This window comes from Bradyrhizobium sp. CCBAU 53351 (genome assembly GCF_015291745.1).
Classification (GTDB): Bacteria; Pseudomonadota; Alphaproteobacteria; order Rhizobiales; family Xanthobacteraceae; genus Bradyrhizobium.
The window spans coordinates 2,382,039-2,406,361 of sequence record NZ_CP030059.1; the positions used below are offsets into that span (position 1 = coordinate 2,382,039).

A 24,323-nucleotide genomic window follows, 5' to 3' on the forward strand; every position below is an offset into this window, starting at 1 on the left:
GAGTAGCGAAAAGGAGACATATTCCCTAACGACTCGCCACTCGCCACTCGCGCTACCTCACGGCTTCATCGCGCCCTGCACGCTGGTGTAGACCGCATAGAGCGAGGTCGAGCCGCAAATATAGAGCCTGTTGCGCTGCTGGCCGCCGAAGCAGAGGTTGGCCACGGTCTCCGGAATGTGGATCTTGCCGAGCAATTCGCCCGATGCCGTATAGCAGCGCACGCCGTCCTCGTTCGGATCGCCCCAGCCGACCGAGCACCAGACCCGCCCTTCGGTGTCACAGCGGACGCCGTCGGTGATGCCAGGTTTCGGCATCTCGGCGAAGACCTTGCCGTTCGAGACCTTGCCCGCGGCGACGTCCAGGTCGAACACGCGGATATGCGATGGATTGTCCGGCCCGTCCGTGAAGCCGGTGTCGCAGATGTAGAGCTTCTTCTCGTCCGGCGAGATGGCGAGCCCGTTCGGCTCGACGAAGTCGTCGACCACGACCTTGACCTCGCCGGATTTGGGGTCGACCCGGTAGACATTCTTCTTCTCCTGCTCGGGCTCGGCCTTGATCCCCTCGTAGAACCCGCCGATCCCGTAGGCGGGATCGGTGAACCAGATCGCGCCGTCGGCGGTGACGACTGCATCGTTCGGCGAGTTCAGCCGCTTGCCGTTGAACTTGTCGGCGATCACGGTGATCGAGCCGTCGAGCTCGGTCCGCGTCACGCGCCGGCCACTGTGCTCGCAGGTGATGAGGCGTCCTTCGCGATCGATGGTGTTGCCGTTCGAGTTCATCGAGGGCTGACGATAGACGCTGAGGTGACCGTCATCCTCCGAGAAGCGCATGATGCGGTTGTTCGGGATGTCGCTGAACAGCACATAACGGCCTGCCGCGAAATAGACCGGCCCCTCGGCCCAGCGGAAGCCGGTCGCGACGCGCTCGACCGCCATGGTGCCTGCGAAGGCGGGAAAACCGGAGGGGCCGAATGTCGGCGGCCCTTTCTTGGCGGATTCCAGGTGGGCATCCGGGTAGCGGCTGCCGGGCAACGGTCCGAGCGGCAATGGCGCCGTCGACATCGTCGGCGCGCCGGTCTGGCCCAGGGGCGCCACGGAAGCAGCGCCGGCCGCGCCGATGGTCATGCCCGTTGCCGCGACTGCGGCGGCGCCCTTGAGCAGGGTGCGGCGGGCGAGAACGGGTTCGCCGGAATCGGTGATGATAGGCTGGGGTATCGTCATGGTCGCCTCCCGATTTTTTTGTTGGGAGGAGACCATCCGCCCGCATTCGGGCGTAAAGCGGGCGATCTCCGGCCGAACAACCGGAGATCGCAATGCAGCAATAGAAGGGATCCGGCTAGACGGGATCCCAGGTGAAGATGTCGGCGGAGCGGTCGAGCTTGTAGAACGAGCCCTTCAGCGCCGGCATGCCGTGTTCCGCGATCGACTGCGGCGTCCAGCCCTCGCTCCGCTGCACCGAGCGAATGGGGCGGTTCTGGCTGAACAGGAAGATCTCGTTCATGCGCACGCCGAAAATCTGTCCCGTGACGTCCTTGGCGGAGTCGCCGAGCAGATAGCCGCACAGCGGGGCGATCTTTTCGGGTCCCATCTGCTTGATCTTTTCGACCCGCGCCTTCTCCGCTTCAGTCTCCGTCGGGATCGTGCCGATCATGCGCGTCCAGGCGAACGGCGAGACGCAGTTGGAGCGGACGTTGAAGCGGCCCATGTCGAGCGCGATGGATTTGGAGAGGCCGACGATGCCGAGCTTGGCTGCAGCGTAGTTGGCTTGTCCGAAATTGCCGATCAGGCCCGAGGTCGAGGTGAAGTGCACGAACGAGCCGCTCTCCTGCTCGCGGAAGATCCGCGCCGCGGCGTGAGAGACGTAGAACGAGCCCATCAAATGCACCTTGATGACGGCCTCGAACGCCTCCACGCTCATCTTGTGGAAGATCATGTCGCGCAAAATGCCGGCATTGTTGACGACGCCGTCGAGCCGGCCGAAATGATCGGTCGCCGTCTTCACGATCTTGCTGGCGGGAATGGCTTCCGCGACGCTCTCGAAATTGGCGACCGCCGTGCCGCCGCGCTTCTTGATCTCCTCGACCACTTCCTCGGCCGGTGCCGCGTTCGAGCCCGCGCCGTCGGAGGCGCCACCGGGATCGTTGACGACGACCTTGGCGCCTTCGCCCGCGCACAAGAGCGCAATCTCGCGCCCGATGCCGCGGCCTGCGCCGGTGACGATGATGACCTTGTCCTGCAGTGATTTGCTCATGTGGGTTCTCCGCTATGTGTTCGAAATTCCGCTGTCATTCCGGGGCGCGCCTCTTGGCGCGAGCCCGGAATCCATTTTTCCGCCTCGCTCGCTGCACGATGGATTCCGGGCTCGTCGCTTTGCGCCGCCCCGGAATGACAGCCAGCTACCTCTCGTTCGTAAACACGATCGTGCCACTCGCCGCGAACATTCCGCCGACGCCATGACACACCGAAATTGTCGCGTTCGGCACCTGCGCCGGCGCGATGCCGCGCATCTGTCGCACGCTCTCCTGCAGCGCGTACATGCCGTACATGCCCGAATGCATATAGCTCAATCCGCCGCCATTGGTGTTGAGCGGCAGTTTCCCGCCGGGCCGCGTATTGCCGTCCGCGATGAATTTTCCGGTCTCCTCATGGGGCATGAATCCGAGATCGCCGAGGCCGAACAGCGGCAGATGCGCAAACGCGTCGTAGATCATGAGATGATCGACGTCCTTGTGCGCGATCCCGGCTTCCTTGAACGCGAGGGGACCTGCGGTCTTGAACGCCCGCGAAGAATTGAACGTTTCCATCTGGCTGACCATCGGCGTCTCGACGCTCTCGCCGGTGCCCATGATGTAGACCGGCTTGCGCGGAAAGTCCTTGGCGCGGTCGGCCGAGGTCAGGATCAGCGCGCCGCCGCCATCGGTGACGAGGCAGCACTGCAGCAGGCGGAACGGATAGGCGATCATGCGCGAGTTGAGAACGTCGGCGACGGTGATCGGGTCCTTCATCATCGCGCGCGGATTCTTCGCCGCCCATTCGCGCTGCACCACCGCGACCGAAGCCAGCTGCTCGTGGGTAATGCCGTAGGTCTTCATGAAGCGCAGCACGGGGATCGGGAACATGCTGGGCGGGCCGTAGACGCCGTAGGGCGCCTCGAACTGGCCTTGCAGGCTATCGGCGGGGATCGAGCGCGGCGCCTTGCCGATCATCGACTTGCCGCTCTCGGCATGAGTGATCAGCACGGTCTTGCACAGGCCGGCCTCGATTGCTGCCGCGGCGTGACGAACGTGCAGCATGAACGAGCAGCCGCCGACCGAGGTGCCGTCCACCCAGGTCGGCTTGATGCCGAGATAATGGCAGACCTGCTGCGGCGTCTCGACCGCGGTGGCGAAGCCGTCGATGTCGGACAACTTCAGCCCGGCATCCGCGATGGCATTCAGCGCCGCATCCGCGTGAAGCTGGAGCTGCGACATATTCGGGATAACACCGAGCTCAGTGGTCTCGGCCGCGCCGACGACGGCAACCTGGTTCTTGCGCATGGCTTACCCCTTCGCCGGACGGAAGACGGGAAGGGTGATCTTGTCGTCGAGCGCCTCGAAGGCGACCTCGAGCTTCATGTCGAGCTCGAGCGCCTCCGGCGTCTGCGGGCAGTCGATGATGTTGCTCATCATCCGCGGCCCCTCGGCAAGCTCCACCACGGCGATCGCGTAGGGCGGCGTGAAGCCGGGCGCGGCGGGCCGGTGGTTGATCACGTAGCTGTAGAGGAAGCCCTTGCCGCTTGCCTTGAAGATGCTGACCTTGCGCGAGGCGCAGGACGGGCAGAACGGGCGCGGCGGGAAGTAGACATGCGCGCAGGCGTCGCAGCGCTGCAGGCGCAATTCGCCGGCTTTGGTGCCGTCCCAGAAATGCTGGGTCTCCGGCGTCGGTTTCGGTCGCGCGCGCTGCGGTTCGGCCATCTCGGCGGCTCCTCCAAGAGACAGGCTTGGCGCCCGCCTGTTTCGATCTTGATGCGACAATCGGCTATCGTGCGTCAACGGTCCAGCAATACGCATGCATGCCATCATGCGCACAATGCTTGTGTCGAACTCAGCCAGCGCTATAGATTGCGCGCGACAATATTCCGTGAGACAGACATGCCCGATTTTCCGACACTGGCAAAAATCGCCGAAGACCTCGAAAGCGGCCGCACCACCTCCCGACAGCTGGTCGAGGCGTGCATCGCCAGGATCGCCGATCCCTCGGGCGAGGGCCGGCGCACCTTCCTCCATGTCGACAAGGACGCTGCGCTTGCCGCGGCGGATGCGATGGACGGCTTGCGCAAGGTGAAGGCGGCGCCGTCGCGCTATGCCGGCATTCCGGTCTCGATCAAGGATCTCTTCGACATCAAGGGCCAGGTGACGCGCGCCGGCTCCCGCGCGCTCGACGATTCGCCGCCGGCCGAGCAGGATGCTGCGACGGTGGCGCGGCTGCGCAAAGCCGGCTTCGTCGTGATCGGCCGCACCAACATGACCGAGTTCGCTTATTCCGGTATCGGCATCAATCCGCATTACGGCACGCCGAAAGGCGCCTGGAACCGGGCTGCCGGCCATGTGCCGGGCGGCTCGTCCTCGGGCGCGGCGGTGTCCGTGCTCGACGGCATGGCACATGGCGCCCTCGGCACCGACACCGGCGGCTCCTGCCGGATTCCCGCGGCCTATAACGGCATCGTCGGCTACAAGCCGACGCAGCGGCGCGTGCCGCTCGACGGCTCGGTGCCGCTGTCGTTCTCGCTCGACAGCATCGGGCCCTTGGCACGATCGGTCAGCTGCTGTGCCATTCTCGATGCCGTGCTCGCGAACGAGCCGATCACTGCGCTCAAGCCGCGCCCGGTGAAGGGCATGCGGCTCGCGGTGCCGACCACCATCGCGCTCGACGACCTCGACGCAGAGGTCTCCGAGACCTTCGAGCGCGCGCTGAAGACGCTGGCCGACCACGGCGCCATCATCGAGCGCATCGAGATGGCCGAATTCCACGACATCGGACCGATGAACGCCAAGGGCGGCTTTGCCGCGTCCGAGAGCTATGCCTGGCATCGCTATCTCCTCACGTCGAAGGGCGACGTCTACGATCCCCGCGTCTCCGTTCGCATCATGCGCGGCGAGGCGCAGAGCGCGGCCGACTACATTGATCTGCTCAACGAGCGCCGCTCGCTGATCGCCCGCGTCAATGCACGCATCGCGCCCTATGACGCGCTGGTGCTGCCGACCACGGCCAACACGCCGCCGAAGATTTCGGATTTGGCCGACGACAAGGCGTTCACCACGCAGAATTTGCGCGCGCTGCGCAACTGCACCCTGATCAACATGATCGACGGCTGCGCCATTTCGCTCCCTGCGCATCGCCAGGGCGACGTTCCCGTCGGCCTGATGCTGGCTGGTAGCGGTGGTTCGGACCGCCGCATCTTCGAACTTGCTGCCGGCATGGAGGCCGTCATTCGTGTTTGACCTCACTTTCACCGTCGACGCCCAGGATACCACCACGCCGCTGACGCTGGCGATCGACCAGATGGTCATCGCCGGCTGGACCGGCCGCGATCCCGTCGCGCGCGACAAGCACATCAAAGAGCTGCAGGAGATGGGCATCGCCCCACCGGCCTCGACGCCGATCTACTACCGCGCCTCGGCGCGGCGGCTGACCCAGGAAGACAGCATCGAATGCACGGGCGGCGATTCCTCCGGCGAGGTCGAGTTCGTGCTGATCGGCTGGCAGGGCCGCATCTTCGTCGGCTGCGGCTCGGATCATACCGACCGCAAGGTCGAGGCTTACAACGTCACGGTCTCCAAGCAGATGTGCGACAAGCCGGTCGCTTCCACGCTGTGGGAGCTCGAGGACGTCATCGGCCACTGGGACAAGATGATCCTGCGCTCCTACGCCACCATCAAGGGCGAACGCGTGCTCTACCAGGAGGGCACACTGGACGCGATGTTGCCGGTCAATGACCTGATCGCGCGCGGCTTCGATGGCGGCAAGTTCCCCGACGGCTGCGCCATGTTCGGCGGTACCTTCGCCGCCAAAGGCGGCATTCGCCCGGCGGAGCGGTTCGATTTCGAGCTCGAGGACCCCGTGCTGAAACGTACAATCAGGCACGGCTACGACGTCGTGACGCTGCCGGTGCGGGGCTAGGTTCCCTACGGGAATCGGGTGGTCGTAGCCGTTGCGTTCTGCCAAACATTCTTCGTCATTCCGGGGCGCGCCTCTTGGCGCGAACCCGGAATCCATCGTGGAGCAAATCGGTGGAGGAATGGATTCCGGGCTCGCGACTGCGTCGCGCCCCGGAATGACGGAGAGACAGGATCATCGCCATGGCAATCGCGAAACGTATTACCGATGTCGATGCTGCGCCCGATCTTGCATCGCACGTCGATGCCCTCGACTGGTCGCAGATCACCGCCGAGCTCGACTCCCAGGGCTGTGCCGTCCTGAAAAACCTGCTGACGCCGGACCAGTGCCGCGCCGTCGCGGCGCTCTATCCTGACGATGCGCATTTTCGTAGCCGCATCGTGATGAGCCGCCATGGCTTTGGCCGCGGCGAATACAAATATTTCGCCTATCCGCTGCCCGACCTGATCGCGCAATTGCGGCCTGCGCTGTATGCGCATCTGGAACCCGTCGCCAATCGCTGGAACGAAGCGATGGGGATCGACATCCGCTATCCCGCCGTGCATGCCGCTTTCCTCAAGCGTTGCCACGAGGCGGGGCAGGCGCGGCCGACGCCGCTGCTGCTGCAATATGAGGCCGGGGACTTCAACTGCCTGCACCAGGACCTCTACGGCGAGCACGTGTTCCCGCTGCAGGTCGCGATCCTGCTGTCCGAGCCGGGCCGCGACTTCACCGGCGGCGAGTTCGTGCTGACCGAGCAGCGCCCGCGCATGCAATCGCGCGCAGAGGTGGTGCCGCTCGCGCAGGGCGACGCGGTCGCCTTCGCTGTGCATCACCGCCCGGTGCAGGGGACACGCGGCGCCTATCGCGTTAATCTCCGCCATGGCGTCAGCCGGATCAGGTCCGGTCAGCGCCACACGCTGGGTGTGATCTTTCACGACGCGAAATGAGCGGAGCCATTGACGGCTGATTTGTTCGACAGCGTTGCCGAGGCGCAGCCGTCGCGCGAGGAGATCGCAGACGGCGCCGTACTGTTGCGCGGCTTCGTCACGCCGATCGAGAGCGAGCTGATCGACGCCGTGCGCGCCATCGTGGCGCAATCGCCGTTCCGCCGCATGACCACGCCCGGCGGCCACCTGATGTCGGTGGCGATGACCAATTGCGGCGAGCGCGGCTGGATCACCGATCACACCGGCTATCGCTACGATCCCATCGATCCCAGAACCGGCGCGCCCTGGCCGGCGATGCCACCGGTGCTGCGCGATCTCGCTCGCCGCGCGGCGGAGCAGGGCGGTTTTACCGGCTTCGCGCCCGATGCCTGCCTCGTCAACCGCTACGAGCCCGGCACGCGGCTGTCGCTGCATCAGGACAAGGACGAGCTGGATTATTCGGCGCCAATCGTCTCGGTCTCGCTCGGGCTGCCCGCGACCTTCCTGTTCGGCGGCCTCGCTCGCGCCGACAGGCCGCGGCGTTTCCGGCTGGTCCACGGCGATGTCGTGGTTTGGGGCGGCCCGTCCAGGCTCGCCTATCACGGCGTCGCGCCGCTCGCCTACGGCGAGCATGCGCTGCTCGGGCGGAAGCGGATCAATCTGACCTTCCGCCGAACGCGCTGAGGCGTTTCCTCGCCCGCTTGGCTCGTCTAAGCTCGGGACCGGGGGGAGGCGGCTGACATGACGACCATCGAGCACACGGCGGATGCCGGGACGGCTAATCGCACCGGCCTTTATCTGGCCGCGCTGCAATTGGTGTTCACGCTGGGCTGGACAACTTACGTCATCTACCTGCCGAAGCTCGCCGCCGAGGTCGGGATCGCGCCGGGCGCCGTCATCCTTATCCTGATGCTGGATCAGGCCATCTTCACCATTGCCGACACCGCGATGGGAATCGCCGCCGACAAGCTCTCGCCTTACGCCGGCCGGCTCGGCCTGTTCGTCGGGATCGTCACCGCGATCTCCTGCGCCGCATTCGTGGCACTGCCCTTCGTCGCCGGAACCGGTGCGGCTGCGCAAGGCTGGTTCATCGCACTGATCGTGATCTGGTCGGCGACCTCCTCGGCGCTGCGCGCGCCGCCGCTGACCTTGCTCGGCAAGCACCGCGCCAAGCCGCAGGCGCCGTTCCTCGCGGCGCTGGCGATGCTCGGCTACGGCGTCGCCGGCGCGGTCTCGCCCTATCTCGGCGTGGTGCTGCGCGAGCACGATGCGCAGCTGCCCTTCGTCATCTCCAGCGTGGTGCTGCTGCTCACGGCACTCGGGCTGTCGCGGATCGAGCACGACGTGGCGCGCGACACCATGCCGCCGAGGCCGGACGAGGCGGCAAAGCCGCTCGGTCTCGTGCCGATCGCCTTCATCGTCGCGATGGTCGCGCTCGCGCTCGGCTACCAGTTGCATTTTGCCATGAACAGTGCGCCGGCCTATCTGCGGTTCGCGGCATCCGGCGAACTGCAATGGCTGATGCCGGTGTTCTGGATCGGCTTCAACATCGCGATGTTTCCGGCGAGTCTCGTCGTCAAGCATCGCGGCGGCCTGATCGTGATGGGCGCCGCAGGACTGCTCGGCGCGGTCGCGATCGCGGCGGCCGAGCTCGCCGGCAACCTCAATACGCTGATCGCGGCGCAGTTTCTCGCCGGCGCCGCATGGGGCTGCATGCTGATGAGCGCGATCTCGGCTGCGCTCGCGATCGGCTCGACCGGCGCCGAGGGCAAGGTCACGGGCCTGGTCTTCTCCGCACTCGCCCTCGGCACGTTCGCACGCATGGCGGCCGTCGCTGGCGGCCTGCAGAAGATGCCCGAATACGCGCCGCTGCTGCACTGGGCGCCGGTCGCCTGCTGGTCGGTCGCAGGCGCGGGCTTGCTGGTGATCGCGGCGGCGCGGCTACAGGGCGGCGGTGCTCAGATCAAGGCTTCGGCGGGTGGATGAACGCCCACGGGCTGACTTCGGAATCCCGCGCCACTTCCACCGAAATCAAATACGGCCCGCCATGGCTAAGCGCCTTCTCCATCGCTGCCTTGAACTGGTCCGGCGCCGTAACGCGCGCAGCCGCAACGCCAAATGACTCCGCGAGCTTGACGAAATCCGGATTGACCAGATCCGACGCCACCACGCGGCCGTCGAAGCGTTCACGCTGGTCGCGGCGGACATTGCCGTAGGCGTTGTTGTTGAACACCAAGGTCACCACGCCGATGTTGAACTGCACCGCGGTGGCAAGCTCCTGCACGCCGAACATGAAGCCGCCGTCGCCGGTGATGGCGACCACCGGCTTGTCGGGATTGGCGACCTTGGCGCCCAGCGCGGTCGGGAAGCCCGAGCCGAGCGTGCCCTGGTAACCCGAAGTGATGAAGGTGCGCGGCTGGTAGATCGGAAAGCCGTACCAGGAGGCGAAGCCGAACTGTGACAATTCATCGGTCACGATCGCATTCGCCGGCAGCACCTCGCGCAAAATGTTGAGATAGGCCATCTGCGGCTGGATGCGCTGGATCTCGGCCTGCGCGGCCGCGGTGGCCTCGCGGATCTCCTCCCGCCGCCCACGCGTCCGCGCATGGCCGGCTTTCTTCACCGCCGTGACCAGGTCGGCCGTGCCGGCTTTGGCATCGGCGACGATGGCGGTATCGACGGCGAGACGGCGCATCTCGGCCGGGTCGATGTCGATGCGAATGGATTTGAGGCCGCTCGGCTGATAGGGCCAGCGGAAACCGGACGCCGGCAGCTCGGCGCGCGTGCCGATCGCGATCATCAAATCGGTCGTGGGCCACAGCTTGTAGGCCGCGGCCATGGTCAGGCCGAGCTCATGCGCGTTGGAGACGATGCCGCGCCCGCTGCGGAAGGCGACGACGGGCGCATCGATCATCTCGGCGAGTTCGAGGATCTCCTCGCCGGCCTCGATCGCGCCGCTGCCGACGAAGATCATCGGCGCCTTGCTGGCCTTGATCCGCGCCGCCGCCTGCTTGACCAGATCGGGATCTGGTTGCGGGGAGGGCAGCGGCTCCAGCACCCGGGCCGCCGAAGTTGCGGCGCGCTGCGTGAAGACGTCCCAGGGCATCTCGACCGAGGCGGGGCCGCGCCGGCCCGAATTCATCTCCTGGAAGGCGCGCGCCACGATTGTCGGCGCGTTGGCTGGATATTCGATCCGGTCGGCCCATTTCACATAGGTGCGCAGGGTCGCGAGCTGGTCCGGCATCTCGTGCAGATGGCCGCGGCCCTTGCCCAGGAATGGCGTCGGCACCTGGCCGGTGACGCACAGCACCGGCTCGTTGCAGCCGAAGGCGGTGAGCAGCGCCGCGCTGGCATTCAGTACGCCGGGGCCGGGCACCACGCTGAACACGCCGGGTCTGCCGCTGGAGCGCGCATAGCCGAACGCCATGTAGCCGCAGGCCTGTTCGTGCCGCGCGCCGATCACCTTGAGCTGGGCCTGGTGAAAGGCGTCGAACAGGCCGTAGACCTGTGCGCCAGGCAGGCCGAACACGGTGTCGACGCCGTGGGCGACCAGGCCGCTTACGATTGCTTCGCCGCCGGTGAGGGTGGTCATTGCGCTAAATCCAATTCAATTGACGTTCGGGTATCCGCGACACTGCCATTTTGGCAGAACTCGGACGCCCGCGGCTTCGAAAAACATCAACCCGCTTGTGCATCCGCTTTCAGGGCGTCGTGGATGTTGTTGCGCTTCCAGCTGGTGTCCTTGTCGTTGATCTGCATGTCGAACGACAAGGCGAACTTGCTGGCGGCAAAAACGGGATCGAGATGGCGCGAGAGCGCCTGGAAGACGTGCTCGCCGGCCTGCTGTCGCGTCTTGAGGTCGCGGCCCTCGCCGATGCGGAGCACCATGTCGAGAAAGCCGTAATCCTGTCTGGCGTCGGCGATCGCATAATGCTCGCAGCGGATGGCGCGGACGCGGATGCCGCCGAGCGGGAAGATGCCGGTCTCGACCGCCGCCTTGCGCACGACTTCGCACACCAGCTTCATGTCGAGACGGCCGTCGAGATTGGCCGAGTATTCGATCGTGAAATGCGGCATCGCGTTTTCACTCCCTGTCGTCTTGTTGCCTTACGCGAAGTAGCAGCTCACCGAGCCATAGGCGCCATAATCGGCCTGAATTGTGTCGCCCTTGCGGGTCTCGATCGGACGGATGAAGGAGCCCGCGAGCACGATTTGGCCCGGTTCGAGCGCGAGCCCAAGCGGCGCGATCTTGTTGGCGAGCCACGCCACCGCGGTCGCCGGATGATTGAGCACGCCGGCGGCAAGGCCGGTCTCCTCGAGCTGGCCGTTCTTGAAACACAGCGCACCGATCCAGCGCAGGTCCGCGTCGAGCGGGCGGATCGGCCGGCCGCCGAGCACGATGCCGGCATTCGCCGCATTGTCGGCGATGGTGTCGAAAATCTTCCGCGTCGCTTTCGTGGCGGGATCGACGCGCTCGATCCGGGTGTCGAGGATCTCCAGCGCCGGCACGACGAAGTCGGTGGCGTTGAGCACGTCGAACAGCGTGCAGTCGGGGCCCGAGAGGCGCTTGCTCATAACGAAGGCGAGCTCGGCTTCGACCCGCGTCGCGATGAAGCGCTCGGTCGGCACCAAGCCGCCATCGGCAAAGAACATGTCGTCGAGCAGCACGCCCGAATCCGGCTCGTCGATGTTGAGCGCGCTCTGCATCGCCTTCGAGGTCAGGCCGATCTTGTGGCCCTTGACGGTGCGCCCCTCCGCGATCTTGACGTCGACCCAGGCCTTTTGAATCGCGTAGGCATCGGCAATGGTAATGCCGGGGAAATCCTGCGAGAGCTGCCGGATCTGCGTACGGGTCTTCTCCGCCTGGTGCAGACGCCTCGCGCAGGCTTGGATATCGTCGTCGGAAAGCGCCATTTGCGATCTTACAAATTGAGGTGCCGCGAGATGCTTAACATGTTAAATGAATGCGTCAAACCCCATTTCGGCTTGCTGCACCGCAAACTTCCTGCGGTTTGAAAGGGCATCATGGTGAAGAAACCGGCTGATCCAGCGAACGGAAGCGTGTCCGCCACACGTCAGGTGCCGATGCGCGATTTCTCGCGCTCGCTGCCGATGTCGCTGCTGCGGGCGCGCGAAGCGGTGATGCGGCAGTTTCGTCCCTCGCTGCGCGAGCACGGCCTGACCGAGCAGCAATGGCGTATCCTGCGCGCGCTGGCGGCGATCGAAGCGGTCGAGGTCACGGAACTCGCGCGCACGGCGTTCCTGCTCGGACCGAGCCTGTCACGCATCCTGCGCGATCTCGAGGCGCGCAATCTGATCGAGCGCAGAATCGCGAAAGCCGACCAACGCCGCAGCATGGTCTCGATCTCCAAAGAGGGGGTGAAGCTGATGGCCGCCGTGGCGCCGAATTCCGAAGCGATCTATGCCGAGATCACGCGACGCTTTGGCGCACGCAAGCTCGCCGAATTGCAGGACATGCTGAGCGAACTCGAACACAGTCTTGCCGGGCTCGGAAGCGCGGATGATACCCTCGCGGAGGGGTGAACCCAGATATGCGCGCGTGCGCGGCGAGAGCCATGGACATTCACGCTTTTTTTCGCTCAAAGTGCGGCCGAACCCGATCCGCGGCGAGTGAAAGCAACAGGGAAGGAAAGCAACGTGGGCAATAAGGTCAAGGACATCTGGAAGTCGGGCAAGGCCGTGGTCAACGCGTGGCTGGCTATTCCCTCCGGCTTCTCGGCCGAGATGATCGCGCAATGCGGCTTCGACAGCGTCACCGTCGATATGCAGCATGGCGTGCAGGACTATCTGTCGATGGTGCAATGCTTCCAGGCGATGGACAAGCATCCGGTCACCCCGATGGTCCGCGTGCCCTGGAACGAGCCCGGCATCATCGGCAAGGTGCTCGACGGCGGCGCCTATGGCGTGATCTGCCCGATGGTCAACACGCCGCAGGAAGCCAGGAACCTCGTCTCCTATTCGAAATATCCGCCGCAGGGCGTCCGCTCCAACGGCCCGATCCGCGCCGGCATGTACGGCACCGCGGGCTCGTACCAGAAGACCGCCAACGCCGACACCATCCTGCTGCCGATGATGGAGACCAAGACCGCGGTCGAGAACATGGAAGCGATCCTCGACGTCGAGGGCATCGACGGCGTCTATATTGGCCCGTCCGATCTCGGCTTCTCCTACGGCCTCGAGCCCAAGCTCGACCGCTCGGAGCCCGAGATCCTCGCGATCTACGAGAAGATCATCAAGGAGTGCGGCAAGCGCGGCCTCAATCCGGGCATCCATTGCAGCGGCGCCGAAGGCGCAGCGCGCGCCATCAACATGGGCTTCAAGCTGGTGACGCTGTCGAATGAGGTCGGCCTGATGACGACCTACGCCAAGATGCAGGTCAACGCGACCCGCAAGGATTCCGGCGGCAAGGCTTGAGCTTGTGTGTCCCGGACGCGGCGCAGCGCAAAGCGCTGCTCCGCAGAGCCGGGACCCAGTCGCTGTCAAGCACATGACGTAACACTGGGCCCCGGATCTGCAGCGCACCGCTGTCGCGCAGCGCAGCGTCCGGGGCACGATACTTGAAGAGCCAAGGAGACCTCCCATGACCATCAGCCCCGTCATCCGCCTGCATCCCGATGATGGCGTGCTGATCGCGCGCGCCAGCCTGCCGCCGGGGACATCGGTGGCCGACGGCGTGACCACGGTCGAGCGCATTCCCTCCGGCCACAAGGTCGCGATCAGGCCGTTCGCTGTGGGCGAACCTGTGATCCGCTACGGCCAGATCATCGGCTTTGCGACCCAAGCCATCGCGCCGGGTCAGCACGTGCACGTGCAGAACATCGGCATGGGCGATTTCGCCAAGGACTACGCCTACTGCGCCGACGTCAAGCCGACACCGAATTTCGATCTGCCGGCAACGTTCGAAGGCATCCGCCGTCCGGACGGCCGTGTCGCCACCCGCAACTATATCGGCATCCTCACCTCGGTGAATTGCAGCGCGCATGTCGCAAGCCTCGTCGCCGACGTCTTCAAGAAGAATCCCTTCACCGGCGACAATCCGCTGGCCGATTTCCCCAATGTCGACGGCGTGGTCGCGCTGACCCACAAGACCGGCTGCGGCATGACACAGAACGAGCCGCTCGCGCTGCTCCGCCGCACGCTCGGCGGCTATGCGCGGCACGTCAATTTCTCCCACGTCATCGTGCTCGGCCTCGGCTGCGAGGTGAACCAGATCGGCGGACTCATGGAAGAGCAGAAGCTCGCCGGCCGCCTGCGCGCGATGGACATCCAGGAGGTCGGCGGCACCCGCAAGACGGTGGAGGCGGGCATCGCCTTCGTGCGCGAGGCGCTGGCGGATTCCAACAAGGTCAGGCGCGAAACCGTGCCGGCAAGCGAACTCACCGTGGCTCTGCAATGCGGCGGCTCAGATGGCTATTCCGGCGTGTCCGCCAATCCGGCGCTGGGTGCTGCCAGCGATCTCATCGTGCGCCACGGCGGCACCGTGATCCTGTCGGAGACGCCGGAAACCTACGGTGCCGAGCATCTCTTGACGCGCCGTGCCGTCAGCCGCGAGGTCGGCGAGAAGCTGGTCGATCTCATGCGCTGGTGGGACGACTACACCGCGCGCGAAGGCGCCGAGATGAACGCCAATCCGAGTCCCGGCAACAAGGCCGGCGGCCTCACCACCATTTTGGAGAAGTCGCTCGGCGCGATGGCGAAGGCCGGCACCACCAATCTCGTCGAGGTGTTGCGCTATGCCGAGCCCATCACCAAGAAGGGCTTTGTGTTCATGGACACGCCCGGCTACGACCCGGTCGCGGCGACCGGCCAGGTCGCCGGCGGTGCCAACCTCGTCTGCTTCACGACCGGTCGCGGCAGCGTGTTCGGCTGCAAGCCGGCGCCCTCGATCAAGCTCGCCACCAACACGCCGATGTACAAGCGCATGGAAGAGGACATGGATGTCAATTGCGGCACCATCCTCGAAGGCGAGGAAAGCGTGCAGGAATGCGGCCAGCGCATCTTCGACCTCATCCTGAAGACGGCCTCGGGCCAGCCGACCAAGAGCGAGAGTTTTGATTTCGGCGGCGCCGAGTTCGCGCCCTGGGTGCTCGGCGCGACGATGTAGTCGCGCTACGCACCGATGCAATCGCGATGCAGTCGCAATTGAATCAAGTGATAACGGCGGCGCGTGCAGTTGCGCCCGACGCAACGATCGCTCGCTAAGTAATGATACGGAGGCGCGTATCGCGCCCGCAAGTTCCCAAGCTTACACCTGATTAACACTGTTGCCGTAGACAGGGCGTGATGCGGCTCCACAGCGTGGTGGGGCCGGCCTTTGTTCAGGGATCAGACGATGCAAGCGATACGTCCTACTGGGGTGGAGAATCTCCTCGGTGAGGAGGAGCTGATCGTATCGAAGACCGATCTCAAGGGACGCATCACCTACGCCAACGACGTCTTTCTGCGCATGGCGAAATATCCCTGGAAGCAACTGATGGGCGCGCCCCACAGCCTGATCCGCCATCCCGACATGCCGCGCTGCGTCTTCAAGCTGCTATGGGATACGCTCCAGGCCAAGCAGGAAATCTTCGCCTACGTCGTCAATCTCGCCGGGGATGGCAGCCATTATTGGGTGTTCGCTCATGTCACCCCGACGCTCGACGATCGCGGCAACATCATCGGCTATCATTCCAATCGGCGCAGGCCCGATCCGGCGCCGGTCGAGAAAATCAAGCCGATCTACAAGGCGCTCTGCGCCGAAGAGGCGCGCCACGCCAATGCCAAGGACGGCATGCGCGCGAGCTTCGACGTGATGGTCGGTCTGCTCAAGCAAAACGGTGTCGGTTACGATGAATTTGTGCTCTCTCTCTAAGGCGCAGGGAGCGACCGCGCTCGCGTGTGTTGTTGCCGTCGTTGCTTTTGTTCTCTCTGTTATCGGTGTGACCGGAGTGGCCAGCGCCGCGTTGCTCGGCGCGACGGTCGCGCTGCTCGGCTATGGGCTCTGGTGCCAGCATCGCGCGGCACTGGCCGTCGACGAAGTCGCCGACGTCTGCCGCAAGGCGGCGCGCGGCGATCTCGAAGCGCGGATCCTGAGCGAGCGCCAGGCCGGGCGGATCGGCGCCATCCAGAAATCCGTCAACGACATGCTCGACATCACCGACGCCTTCGTGCGCGAGGCTTCGGCGTCGATGGACTATGCCAGCCGCGGCAAGTATTTCCGCAAGATCCTCGCGCGCGGCTTGCCCGGCTCGTTCCGCCGCTCGGCCACCGTGATCAATGCCGGCACCGACAGCCTCGGCCGCCGCGTGGTCGAGATCGCGGGCCTCGCCCAGCAGTTCGGCACGCATCTCGACGACGTCGCAGGCAGCCTCATGAGCGCCGCGACAGATCTCGAATCCGACGCCGGCCAGATGGCGGCCGCGGCGGAGATGACGAGCCGCCAAACCTCCGGCATGCGCAACGCGTCCGATCAGGCCTCGAGCAACGTCGCGACGGTGGCGAGCGCCGCGGAGCAACTCACATCCTCGATCGCGGAGATCAGCCGCCAGGTGGAGGGCTCGACCACCAGCACCGGCCGCGCCGTCGATGAGGCCAATCGTGCCGGCAGCGAGATCCGCATCCTTGCGGATGCCGCGCTGCGGATCGGCGACGTCGTCAAGCTGATCAGCGAGATCGCCGAGCAGACCAACCTGCTGGCGCTCAACGCCACGATCGAGGCGGCGCGGGCGGGCGAGGCCGGCCGCGGCTTCGCGGTCGTCGCCTCCGAGGTCAAGAGCCTCGCCAACCAGACCGCGAAGGCGACCGAGGAGATCAGCGCCAAGGTCGGCGAGATGCAGCAATCGACGACCAATTCGGTCGCAGCCGTCGAGGCGATCGCACAGACCATCGCCGAGATCGACGGCATCACCGCGAGCATTGCGGCCTCGATCGAGCAGCAGGGCTCCGCGACCCGGGAGATCGCCCGCAACGTCCAGGAGGCCTCCGCCGGCACCTCGCAGGTCTCCTCCAACGTGACAGGCATCAGTGAAGCCGCCGCCGACACCGGCCGCGTCGCCAGCCGCGTCAACAGCGCCTCCGAGCGCGTCCACGGCGAAGTCGAGACGCTCCGCCGCGAGGTGACGCAGTTTTTGCAAAGACTGACCTCGGCGGCGTAGGCTGTCGCGGAGAGGACGGCGCCGTCTTCCCTCCCTCCTTGTGGGAGAGGGGTGGCTCGCCGCGTAGCGGCGAGACGGGTGAGGGGTTCTCTCCGCAAGTGATCCTGCACCGAGTCCGCAGAGACATACCCCTCATCCGGCGCCATACCCGAACTTCGCTTCGGCGTTCTTAGGAACGGCGGCTGAAGGCCGCCTATGCCACCTTCTCCCGCAAGGGAAGAAGGAGGAAAGCACCCAGCCGCAACTTACCTAGGCACCCGCTGCCCGTTGTTAGTGCTTGATCGCACCCACATCAGGTGTTCTGCTCAAAAAAGCTGCTGGAGCACCGCACCCCGTGTCGATCTACGTCGCTTTGCATCATGTCACGCACTACAAATACGACCGCCCGATCGACCTTGGTCCGCAGACCATCCGCCTGCGCCCGGCGCCGCATACGCGTACGCCGATCCTGAGCTATTCGCTCAAGGTCACGCCATCCAACCATTTCGTGAACTGGCAGCAGGATCCACTGGGCAATTGGATCGCGCGTTACGTCTTCCCGGAGAAGACGACCGAATTGAAGATCGAGGTCGATTTCACGGCGCAGATGACCACGGTCAACCCGTTCGACTTTTTCGTCGAGCCCTATGCCGACAGCTTTCCGTTCGAATATCCCAGGGATCTCAAGACCGAACTCGCACCCTATCTAGAGACCATCAAGCCCGATCGCCTGTTTGCGAAATATCTGGATACGATCCCGCAGGACGCTCCGAACACCGTCAACTTCCTGGTCGAGCTCAATCGCGAACTGCAGAAGAAGATCCGCTACATTATCCGGATGGAGCCGGGCGTGCAGACGCCGGAGGAGACGCTTGCCTCGGGTGCGGGATCATGCCGCGACTCCGCCTGGCTGCTGATCCAGATCTTCCGTCATCTCGGGCTCGCCGCGCGCTTCGTCTCCGGCTATCTGATCCAGATCCGCCCCGACATTGACCCGATCGAGGGCCCGCCGGAGGTGGAGAACGACTTCACCGATTTGCACGCCTGGGTCGAGGTCTATCTGCCCGGCGCCGGCTGGATCGGCTTCGATGCGACCTCCGGCATGCTGGCGGGCGAGGGCCACATCCCGGTTGCCGCCACGCCGCATTATCGCTCCGCCGCGCCGATTTCGGGCGGCGCCGGCTTTGCCGAGGTCGAGTTCGCCTTCGACATGAGCGTGAAGCGCATCCGCGAGGCGCCGCGCATCACAAAGCCGTTCTCCGACGAATCCTGGGCGCGGCTCAACGATCTCGGCGAGCAGGTCGACGGTGATCTCGCGAGCGCCGATGTGCGGCTCACCATGGGCGGCGAGCCGACCTTCGTCTCGGTCGACGATCTCGAAGCTGCGGAGTGGAATACGGAAGCCGTCGGCCCGACCAAGCGCGCGCTCGGCGATGATCTGATCCGCCGCTTGCGCACGCGCTTCGCGCCCGGCGGTCTGCTGCATTACGGCCAGGGCAAATGGTATCCGGGCGAGAGCCTGCCGCGCTGGGCCTTCGGCCTGTACTGGCGGAAGGACGGCGTGCCGATCTGGAAGAATGCAGACCTGATCGCCAGGATCGAACATCCGCGCCGCGCCGAGGTGAAAGACGCCGAGGCCTTCATGGAAGGCACCGCGGCCCGGCTCGGCCTCGATCCCGGCTACATCATGCCGGCCTATGAGGACACCGCCTACTGGCTGCAGAAGGAGGCCGAGCTTCCTTTCAATGTCGATCCCTCCGACGCCAAATTGTCCGATCCGGAAGCGCGCGCACGGATGGCGCGGGTGTTCGACGAGGGCCTCAACACGCCGCGCGGCTTCGTGCTGCCGGTGCAGCGCTGGAACGCGCCGCCGCGCTGGCGCAGCGAGCGCTGGCAATTGCGGCGCAATCATCTGTTCCTGATGCCGGGCGATTCACCGTTGGGCTTGCGCCTGCCGATCGGGTCGCTCGGCTACGTCCCGCCGAACCAATATCCCTACATCGTCGAGCAGGACCCGATGGAGTCCCGCGGCAAGCTGCCGGTGTTCACGCTCGCGGCGCGTCCGGAATTACCACCGCGGGCCGCCCCTGAAAACCTCAATACGGTCGTCCCGGTGCGCACCGCGATGTCGGTGGAAGTCCGCGACGGCGTCATCTGCGCGTTCATGCCGCCGGTCGAGCGCATCGAGGATTATCTCGAGCTGGTCGCCGTGCTCGAAGCCACCGCCGAGGAGATGCAGCTCCCGGTTCACGTCGAAGGCTATCCGCCGCCGTTCGATCCGCGCATCGAGGTGATCAAGGTGACGCCCGATCCTGGCGTGATCGAGATCAACATCCAGCCGGCAAAGAATTGGCGCGAAGCGGTCGAGATCACCTCCGGTCTCTATGAAGACGCCGGCAAGGTGCGTCTCGGCGCCAACCGCTTCCTGGTCGACGGCCGCCACACCGGCACCGGCGGCGGCAATCACGTCGTGATCGGCGGCTCGAGCCCGCAGGACTCGCCGTTCCTGCGTCGGCCGGATCTGCTGAGGAGCCTCGTGCTGTATTGGCAGCGGCATCCCTCGTTGTCCTATTTCTTCTCCGGCCTGTTCATCGGCCCGACCAGCCAGGCGCCGCGCATCGACGAAGCCCGCCACGACAGCATCTACGAGCTCGAGATCGCGCTCTCGCACGTGCCGCCGCCGGGGTACCAGACGCCGCTATGGCTGGTGGACCGCCTGTTCCGCCACCTGCTCGTCGACATCACCGGCAACACCCACCGCGCCGAGATCTGCATCGACAAGCTCTACTCGCCGGAGGGGCCGACGGGCCGGCTCGGCCTCGTCGAATTCCGCGCGCTCGAAATGCCGCCCGATCCGCGCATGTCGCTGGCGCAGCAGCTGTTGATCCGCGCGCTGATCGCGAAGATGTGGCGCGAGCCGCAAGCTGGCAAGTTCGTGCGCTGGGGCACCGCGCTGCATGACCGCTTCATGCTGCCGCATTTCATCTGGGAAGACTTCCTCGACGTGCTCGGCGAGCTCAAGCAGTTCGGCTACCCGTTCGAGCCGGAATGGTATCTGGCCCAGCTCGAATTCCGCTTCCCCGCCTTTGGCCGCGTCCATCACGGCGGCGTCACGCTGGAATTGCGCCAGGCGCTGGAGCCCTGGCACGTGCTGGGCGAGGAGGGTTCGGCCGGCGGCACCGTGCGCTATGTCGATAGCTCGGTCGAGCGGCTCCAGGTCAAGGCGGAGGGCTTCGTCGAGGGCCGCCACATCGTCACCTGCAACGGCCGCCGCCTGCCCATGACCTCGACCGGCCGCTCGGCCGAGGCTGTCGCCGGCGTCCGCTTCAAGGCCTGGCAGCCGGCCTCCGGCCTGCACCCGACCATCCCGGTCCACGCACCGCTGACGTTTGACCTTATTGATACCTGGAACGGCCGCTCGCTCGGCGGCTGCGTCTACCATGTCGCCCATCCCGGCGGCCGAAGCTACGATACCAAGCCGGTCAACACCTATGAGGCCGAGGCGCGGCGTCTGGCGCGCTTCCAGGACCACGGCCATACCCCGGGACCGGTCCAGCCGCCGCCCGAGGAACGCACAAATGAGTTCCCGCTGACCCTCGACTTGCGGACTCCGCTCCTGCAATGAGTATGATGGTGGGGCAGGGAGAGGCGCATGGCCGAGGGCGCAGCCGAAGAGAACGACCAGGCGGGTAGGGCGCCAAGTCAACGTGATGGACAACGTGAGAGCCAGCGCCGCCTCGCGCAATGGGTCCGTGACTATCGCCGGCTGCCCGGCATCCCCGACGAGTTCTTGGGGTCGGACGGCGCCCCGCGCGGGGTCTGGAGCCGCTTCTTCGATGCCTTCGGCGCGCTCGCGCCCGACGAGATCGAGCGGCGATTCGGCATGGCCGACCGCCACCTCCGCGAGGCCGGCGTCACCTACCGCGCCCCCGGCGACAGCGCCGACCGGCCCTGGGCGATCAGCCATCTGCCGCTTCTGATCGACGAGACCGATTGGCGGCAGCTTTGCGCCGGCATCACCCAGCGCGCCGAGCTGCTCGAGCGCGTGCTGGCCGATATCTATGGCGAGGGCCGGCTGGTCGCCGAGGGCGCGCTGCCGGCGGCCGCGATCGCCGGTAGCCCGGAATACCTCCGCCCCGTCTGTGGCGTGCCGCCGCCGGGCGGGCGCTATCTCTCGCTCTATGCCGCCGATGTCGGCCGCGGTCCCGACGGCCGCTGGTGGGTGCTCGGCGATCGCACCCAGGCCCCATCAGGCGCGGGCTACGCGCTGGAGAACCGCCTGGTGCTGTCGCGCGCCTTCTCCGACCTCTACAAGTCGATGAACGTGCCGCGCGTCGCGCCGTTCTTCGAGGCCTTTCGCGACTCTCTTCGCGCACGCGCCGACCGCGACGAGCCGCGCATCGGCGTGCTCACCCCCGGCAGCTTCAGCGAAACCTATTTCGAGCACGCCACGCTGGCGCGCTATCTCGGCTTCCTCCTGGTCGAGGGCGACGATCTCGCCGTCAGCGACAACCGCATCCACATCCGCACCGTTGCCGGCCTCAAGCGGCTCGACGTGCTGCTGCGCCGCGTCGATTCCAATTCGCTCGATCCACTCGAGCTCGATGCGTCCTCGCATCTCGGCGTGCCCGGCCTGATCGACGTGCTGCGCAAGGACGGCGTCGTCGTCGCCAACATGCCGGGTTCGGGCGTCCTGGAGGCGCGGGCGCTGCTCGGCTTCCTGCCGGCGCTGAGCCGGCGCCTGCTCGGCGAAGAGCTGAAGATGCCGCATATCGCGACCTGGTGGTGCGGCCAGCGCAGCGCGCGCGAGGAGGTGCTGGCGCGGCTCGACGAGGTCGCGATCGAAGGCGCCTATCGGCGCGGCGTGCCCGGTTTCGACCGCGCAGGGCCGGTGCTCGCGAGCGAGCTCGATGCAAGCGACCGCCAGCGCCTGGTCGACGCCATCACCACGCGCGGCATGGACTATGTCGGCCAGGAGGTGGTGCGGCTTTCGACCATGCCGGTGTGGGAGCAGGGTCAGATCACGCCGCGTCCTTTCGTGCTGCGCGTGTTCGCCGCCGCAACGCCCGACGGCTGGGCCATCATGCCCGGCGGCTTCTGCCGGATCGCCGAACAGCCGGACGCGCGCGCCGTGTCGATGGGCGACGGTGCGCGCGCCGCCGACGTCTGGATCGTCTCCGACAAGCAGGTCTCGACCGCGACCTTGCTGCCGGCGACCGACAAGGTCCGCATCCGCCGCATCGCCGGCGTGCTGCCGAGCCGGGCCGCCGACAATCTGTTTTGGCTCGGCCGCTATCTCGAACGCGCCGAGGCGACGCTGCGCCTGGTGCGCGCTTTGGGCTCGCCGAGCGGACCCAACAAGGGCACTGCGGCCTCGCTGCAATCGGCCGAACGCATCCAGCGCCTGCTGGTAGCCTGGGGCGCGGTCTCGCAGACATCGCGCACCGCGTCCGGGCGCATCGTGGCGGAAGCGCTGCAGAGCCCTGATCGTTTCGGCTCGGCCCTGTCACTGGTCCGCGCGGCGCAGCGCACGGCGACCTCCTTGCGCGAGCGGCTGTCGCCCGATGCCTGGCAGGTCATCACCGAGATGGCCGAGCGTCTGGCGTACGAAGTCGAGGACGACGACAGCGTGCTGAGCGCGGCCGAGCTGACCTTGCAGGAGCTGGCGAGCTTCGCTGGCCTCGCGCAGGAGAACATGAACCGCGCCGCCGGCTGGCGCTTCCTCGACATCGGCCGCCGCACCGAGCGTGCCATCAACACCACGCGCTTCACGCGCCAATTCGCCTATGACGAGGCCGGCGACGAGGACCTCGACATCCTGCTCACCCTGGTGGATTGCCAGATCACATACCGCTCGCGTTATCTGCTGGCGCCGATCCTGGCGCCGGTGCGCGACCTCGCCGTGCTCGACGGCTACAATCCGCGGTCGGTGGCGTTCCAGGTGACGACGCTGAACGAGCACATCGCCGCGCTGCCGAGCCTGAGGGAGCACGGCCTGATCGAGAAGCCGGAGCGGCTGGCGGTGGCGATGCAGGCGATGCTTGCGACGGCGGAGGCCGAGAAGCTCGAGGTCAAGACGCTGTTCGCGCTGGAGCAGGACCTGCTCAGCCTCGCGGATGCGATCGGGCAGCACTACTTCCCGCATGGCCCCAATGCCGCCCGGCCGGAAAAGCTGACGGGGCTGGCGTGATCTACGACATTCGTCACGTCACCACCTACGAATACGAGAGTCCGGTCAGCTTCGCCCGCTGCACGCTGCGGCTGGAGCCCAGAAGCGGCGCCGGCCAGGAGCTGATCTCGCACAGTGTCGAGATCCGTCCGCGTCCTGCCGAGCGCAATGTGCGGCGCGATTTCTTCGGCACGCTGACCGAGAGCGTGGTGATCGAAGCCGCGCATCGCAATCTGCGGATCGATTCACGGTCGCGTGTCTCCATCTCGCGGCAGCCGCCGGCGCGCGATGCGGCGAGCCCTGCCTGGGAAAGCATTCGCGACATTGCCTTCGAGGCGACCAGCCTCGGGCCGTCCTCGCCGATTGGCTATGTCTTTGCGAGCCCGCTGGTGCCGGTGCTCCGTCCGGTCAGCGCTTATGCGGCGGAAAGCTTTCCGCCCGGCGCGGCCATCCTCGAATGTGCCGTCGATCTGATGCACCGCATCCGCGGCGAATTTCGCTACGACCCGAAGGCGACGGTGATCTCGACGCCGCTGACCGAGGTCTTCGACAAGCGCCACGGCGTCTGTCAGGATTTTGCCCATGTGATGATCGCAGGGCTGCGCGGGCTCGGTCTGCCGGCGGCCTATGTCAGCGGCTATCTGCGCACCATTCCGCCGCCGGGCCAGCCGCGCCTGCAGGGCGCCGACGCCACCCACGCCTGGGTCTCGCTGTGGTGCGGTGCGGTGCTGGGCTGGGTGGATTTCGACCCGACCAACGACCTCTTGATCGGCAACGACCATATCGTGCTCGCGGTCGGGCGCGACTTCTCCGACGTCTCGCCGATCGACGGCATCATCGTCGGCTCGCCCAAGCAGAAGCTCGGCGTCGCCGTCGACGTGCTGCTGGTGGAATGACCGCGATCAGCGTCTCCCGCAGCCCGCTCGCGGGGTGTAGCGAGCCGTTAGCGCAACCGTG

At 66.0% G+C, this 24,323-nt stretch carries 20 protein-coding genes; 13 read left to right on the forward strand and 7 right to left on the reverse strand.

The genetic code is table 11. The annotated features are described in order from the left end of the window. Positions 1-57: 57 nt before the first annotated feature. The 4 genes from XH83_RS11200 to XH83_RS11215 form a co-directional block, all read right to left on the reverse strand. Positions 58-1,221, reverse strand: a complete 1,164-nt coding sequence (locus XH83_RS11200) for an SMP-30/gluconolactonase/LRE family protein (RefSeq protein WP_194407048.1) — start codon at positions 1,219-1,221, stop codon at positions 58-60. Positions 1,222-1,336: 115 nt separating this feature from the next. Beyond that, positions 1,337-2,251, reverse strand: coding sequence for an SDR family NAD(P)-dependent oxidoreductase (locus tag XH83_RS11205; protein ID WP_194407049.1), 915 nt, complete (start codon positions 2,249-2,251; stop codon positions 1,337-1,339). 145 nt (positions 2,252-2,396) lie between these two features. Further along, positions 2,397-3,536 (reverse strand): thiolase, encoded by a 1,140-nt coding sequence (locus XH83_RS11210; RefSeq protein WP_194407050.1) that lies wholly within the window; start codon positions 3,534-3,536, stop codon positions 2,397-2,399. A gap of 3 nt (positions 3,537-3,539) precedes the next feature. Further along, complete coding sequence (locus XH83_RS11215) at positions 3,540-3,953, reverse strand: Zn-ribbon domain-containing OB-fold protein (RefSeq protein ID WP_027568974.1); 414 nt, start codon at positions 3,951-3,953, stop codon at positions 3,540-3,542. 177 nt (positions 3,954-4,130) lie between these two features. On the opposite strand from XH83_RS11215, the gene XH83_RS11220 reads away from it, so the two are divergent. From XH83_RS11220 to XH83_RS11240, 5 genes are all read left to right on the forward strand, one after another. After that, on the forward strand, positions 4,131-5,480 hold the full coding sequence (locus XH83_RS11220) for an amidase (RefSeq protein WP_194407051.1): 1,350 nt from the start codon (positions 4,131-4,133) through the stop codon (positions 5,478-5,480). Beyond that, positions 5,473-6,159: a DUF2848 domain-containing protein gene (locus tag XH83_RS11225; protein ID WP_194407052.1), complete on the forward strand. Its 687-nt coding sequence runs from the start codon at positions 5,473-5,475 to the stop codon at positions 6,157-6,159. Before XH83_RS11220 ends, XH83_RS11225 begins: the two co-directional genes overlap by 8 nt. A gap of 179 nt (positions 6,160-6,338) precedes the next feature. Then, positions 6,339-7,085 (forward strand): 2OG-Fe(II) oxygenase, encoded by a 747-nt coding sequence (locus XH83_RS11230; RefSeq protein WP_194407053.1) that lies wholly within the window; start codon positions 6,339-6,341, stop codon positions 7,083-7,085. Positions 7,086-7,094: 9 nt separating this feature from the next. Further along, positions 7,095-7,748: a DNA oxidative demethylase AlkB gene (alkB, locus tag XH83_RS11235; protein WP_194407054.1), complete on the forward strand. Its 654-nt coding sequence runs from the start codon at positions 7,095-7,097 to the stop codon at positions 7,746-7,748. A 57-nt stretch (positions 7,749-7,805) separates the two neighbouring features. Further along, complete coding sequence (locus XH83_RS11240) at positions 7,806-9,050, forward strand: MFS transporter (RefSeq protein WP_194407055.1); 1,245 nt, start codon at positions 7,806-7,808, stop codon at positions 9,048-9,050. Here XH83_RS11240 and XH83_RS11245 read toward each other — a convergent pair. From XH83_RS11245 to hpaH, 3 genes are all read right to left on the reverse strand, one after another. Next, positions 9,028-10,656, reverse strand: a complete 1,629-nt coding sequence (locus XH83_RS11245) for a thiamine pyrophosphate-dependent enzyme (protein ID WP_194407056.1) — start codon at positions 10,654-10,656, stop codon at positions 9,028-9,030. The two genes, XH83_RS11240 and XH83_RS11245, sit on opposite strands and share 23 nt — an antisense overlap. A gap of 86 nt (positions 10,657-10,742) precedes the next feature. Next, entirely contained in the window at positions 10,743-11,141 is a 399-nt protein-coding gene (locus XH83_RS11250) for a 5-carboxymethyl-2-hydroxymuconate Delta-isomerase (RefSeq protein ID WP_194407057.1), read from the reverse strand. A 30-nt stretch (positions 11,142-11,171) separates the two neighbouring features. After that, entirely contained in the window at positions 11,172-11,978 is an 807-nt protein-coding gene (gene hpaH / locus XH83_RS11255) for a 2-oxo-hept-4-ene-1,7-dioate hydratase (RefSeq protein WP_194407058.1), read from the reverse strand. A gap of 111 nt (positions 11,979-12,089) precedes the next feature. On the opposite strand from hpaH, the gene hpaR reads away from it, so the two are divergent. The 8 genes from hpaR (at position 12,090) to XH83_RS11295 (ending at position 24,262) form a co-directional block, all read left to right on the forward strand. Continuing rightward, positions 12,090-12,608, forward strand: a complete 519-nt coding sequence (gene hpaR / locus XH83_RS11260; RefSeq protein ID WP_194407059.1) for a homoprotocatechuate degradation operon regulator HpaR — start codon at positions 12,090-12,092, stop codon at positions 12,606-12,608. A 114-nt stretch (positions 12,609-12,722) separates the two neighbouring features. Further along, entirely contained in the window at positions 12,723-13,499 is a 777-nt protein-coding gene (locus tag XH83_RS11265) for an HpcH/HpaI aldolase/citrate lyase family protein (protein ID WP_194407060.1), read from the forward strand. 166 nt (positions 13,500-13,665) lie between these two features. Beyond that, a complete protein-coding gene (locus XH83_RS11270) occupies positions 13,666-15,189 on the forward strand; it encodes a UxaA family hydrolase (RefSeq protein WP_194407061.1) in 1,524 nt (507 codons plus the stop codon). 228 nt (positions 15,190-15,417) lie between these two features. After that, a complete protein-coding gene (locus XH83_RS11275) occupies positions 15,418-15,936 on the forward strand; it encodes a PAS domain-containing protein (RefSeq protein ID WP_194407062.1) in 519 nt (172 codons plus the stop codon). Beyond that, the gene (locus XH83_RS11280; protein ID WP_194407063.1) at positions 15,914-17,218 is read left to right on the forward strand and encodes a methyl-accepting chemotaxis protein; all 1,305 of its coding nucleotides are present in this window, start codon (positions 15,914-15,916) and stop codon (positions 17,216-17,218) included. The genes XH83_RS11275 and XH83_RS11280 overlap by 23 nt, the downstream gene beginning before the upstream one ends. A 334-nt stretch (positions 17,219-17,552) precedes the next feature. Then, positions 17,553-20,822 (forward strand): DUF2126 domain-containing protein, encoded by a 3,270-nt coding sequence (locus XH83_RS11285; RefSeq protein WP_194407064.1) that lies wholly within the window; start codon positions 17,553-17,555, stop codon positions 20,820-20,822. 27 nt (positions 20,823-20,849) lie between these two features. Continuing rightward, entirely contained in the window at positions 20,850-23,387 is a 2,538-nt protein-coding gene (locus XH83_RS11290; protein ID WP_194407065.1) for a circularly permuted type 2 ATP-grasp protein, read from the forward strand. After that, a complete protein-coding gene (locus XH83_RS11295; protein ID WP_194407066.1) occupies positions 23,384-24,262 on the forward strand; it encodes a transglutaminase family protein in 879 nt (292 codons plus the stop codon). The genes XH83_RS11290 and XH83_RS11295 overlap by 4 nt, the downstream gene beginning before the upstream one ends. The last annotated feature ends 61 nt before the right edge of the window (positions 24,263-24,323 follow it).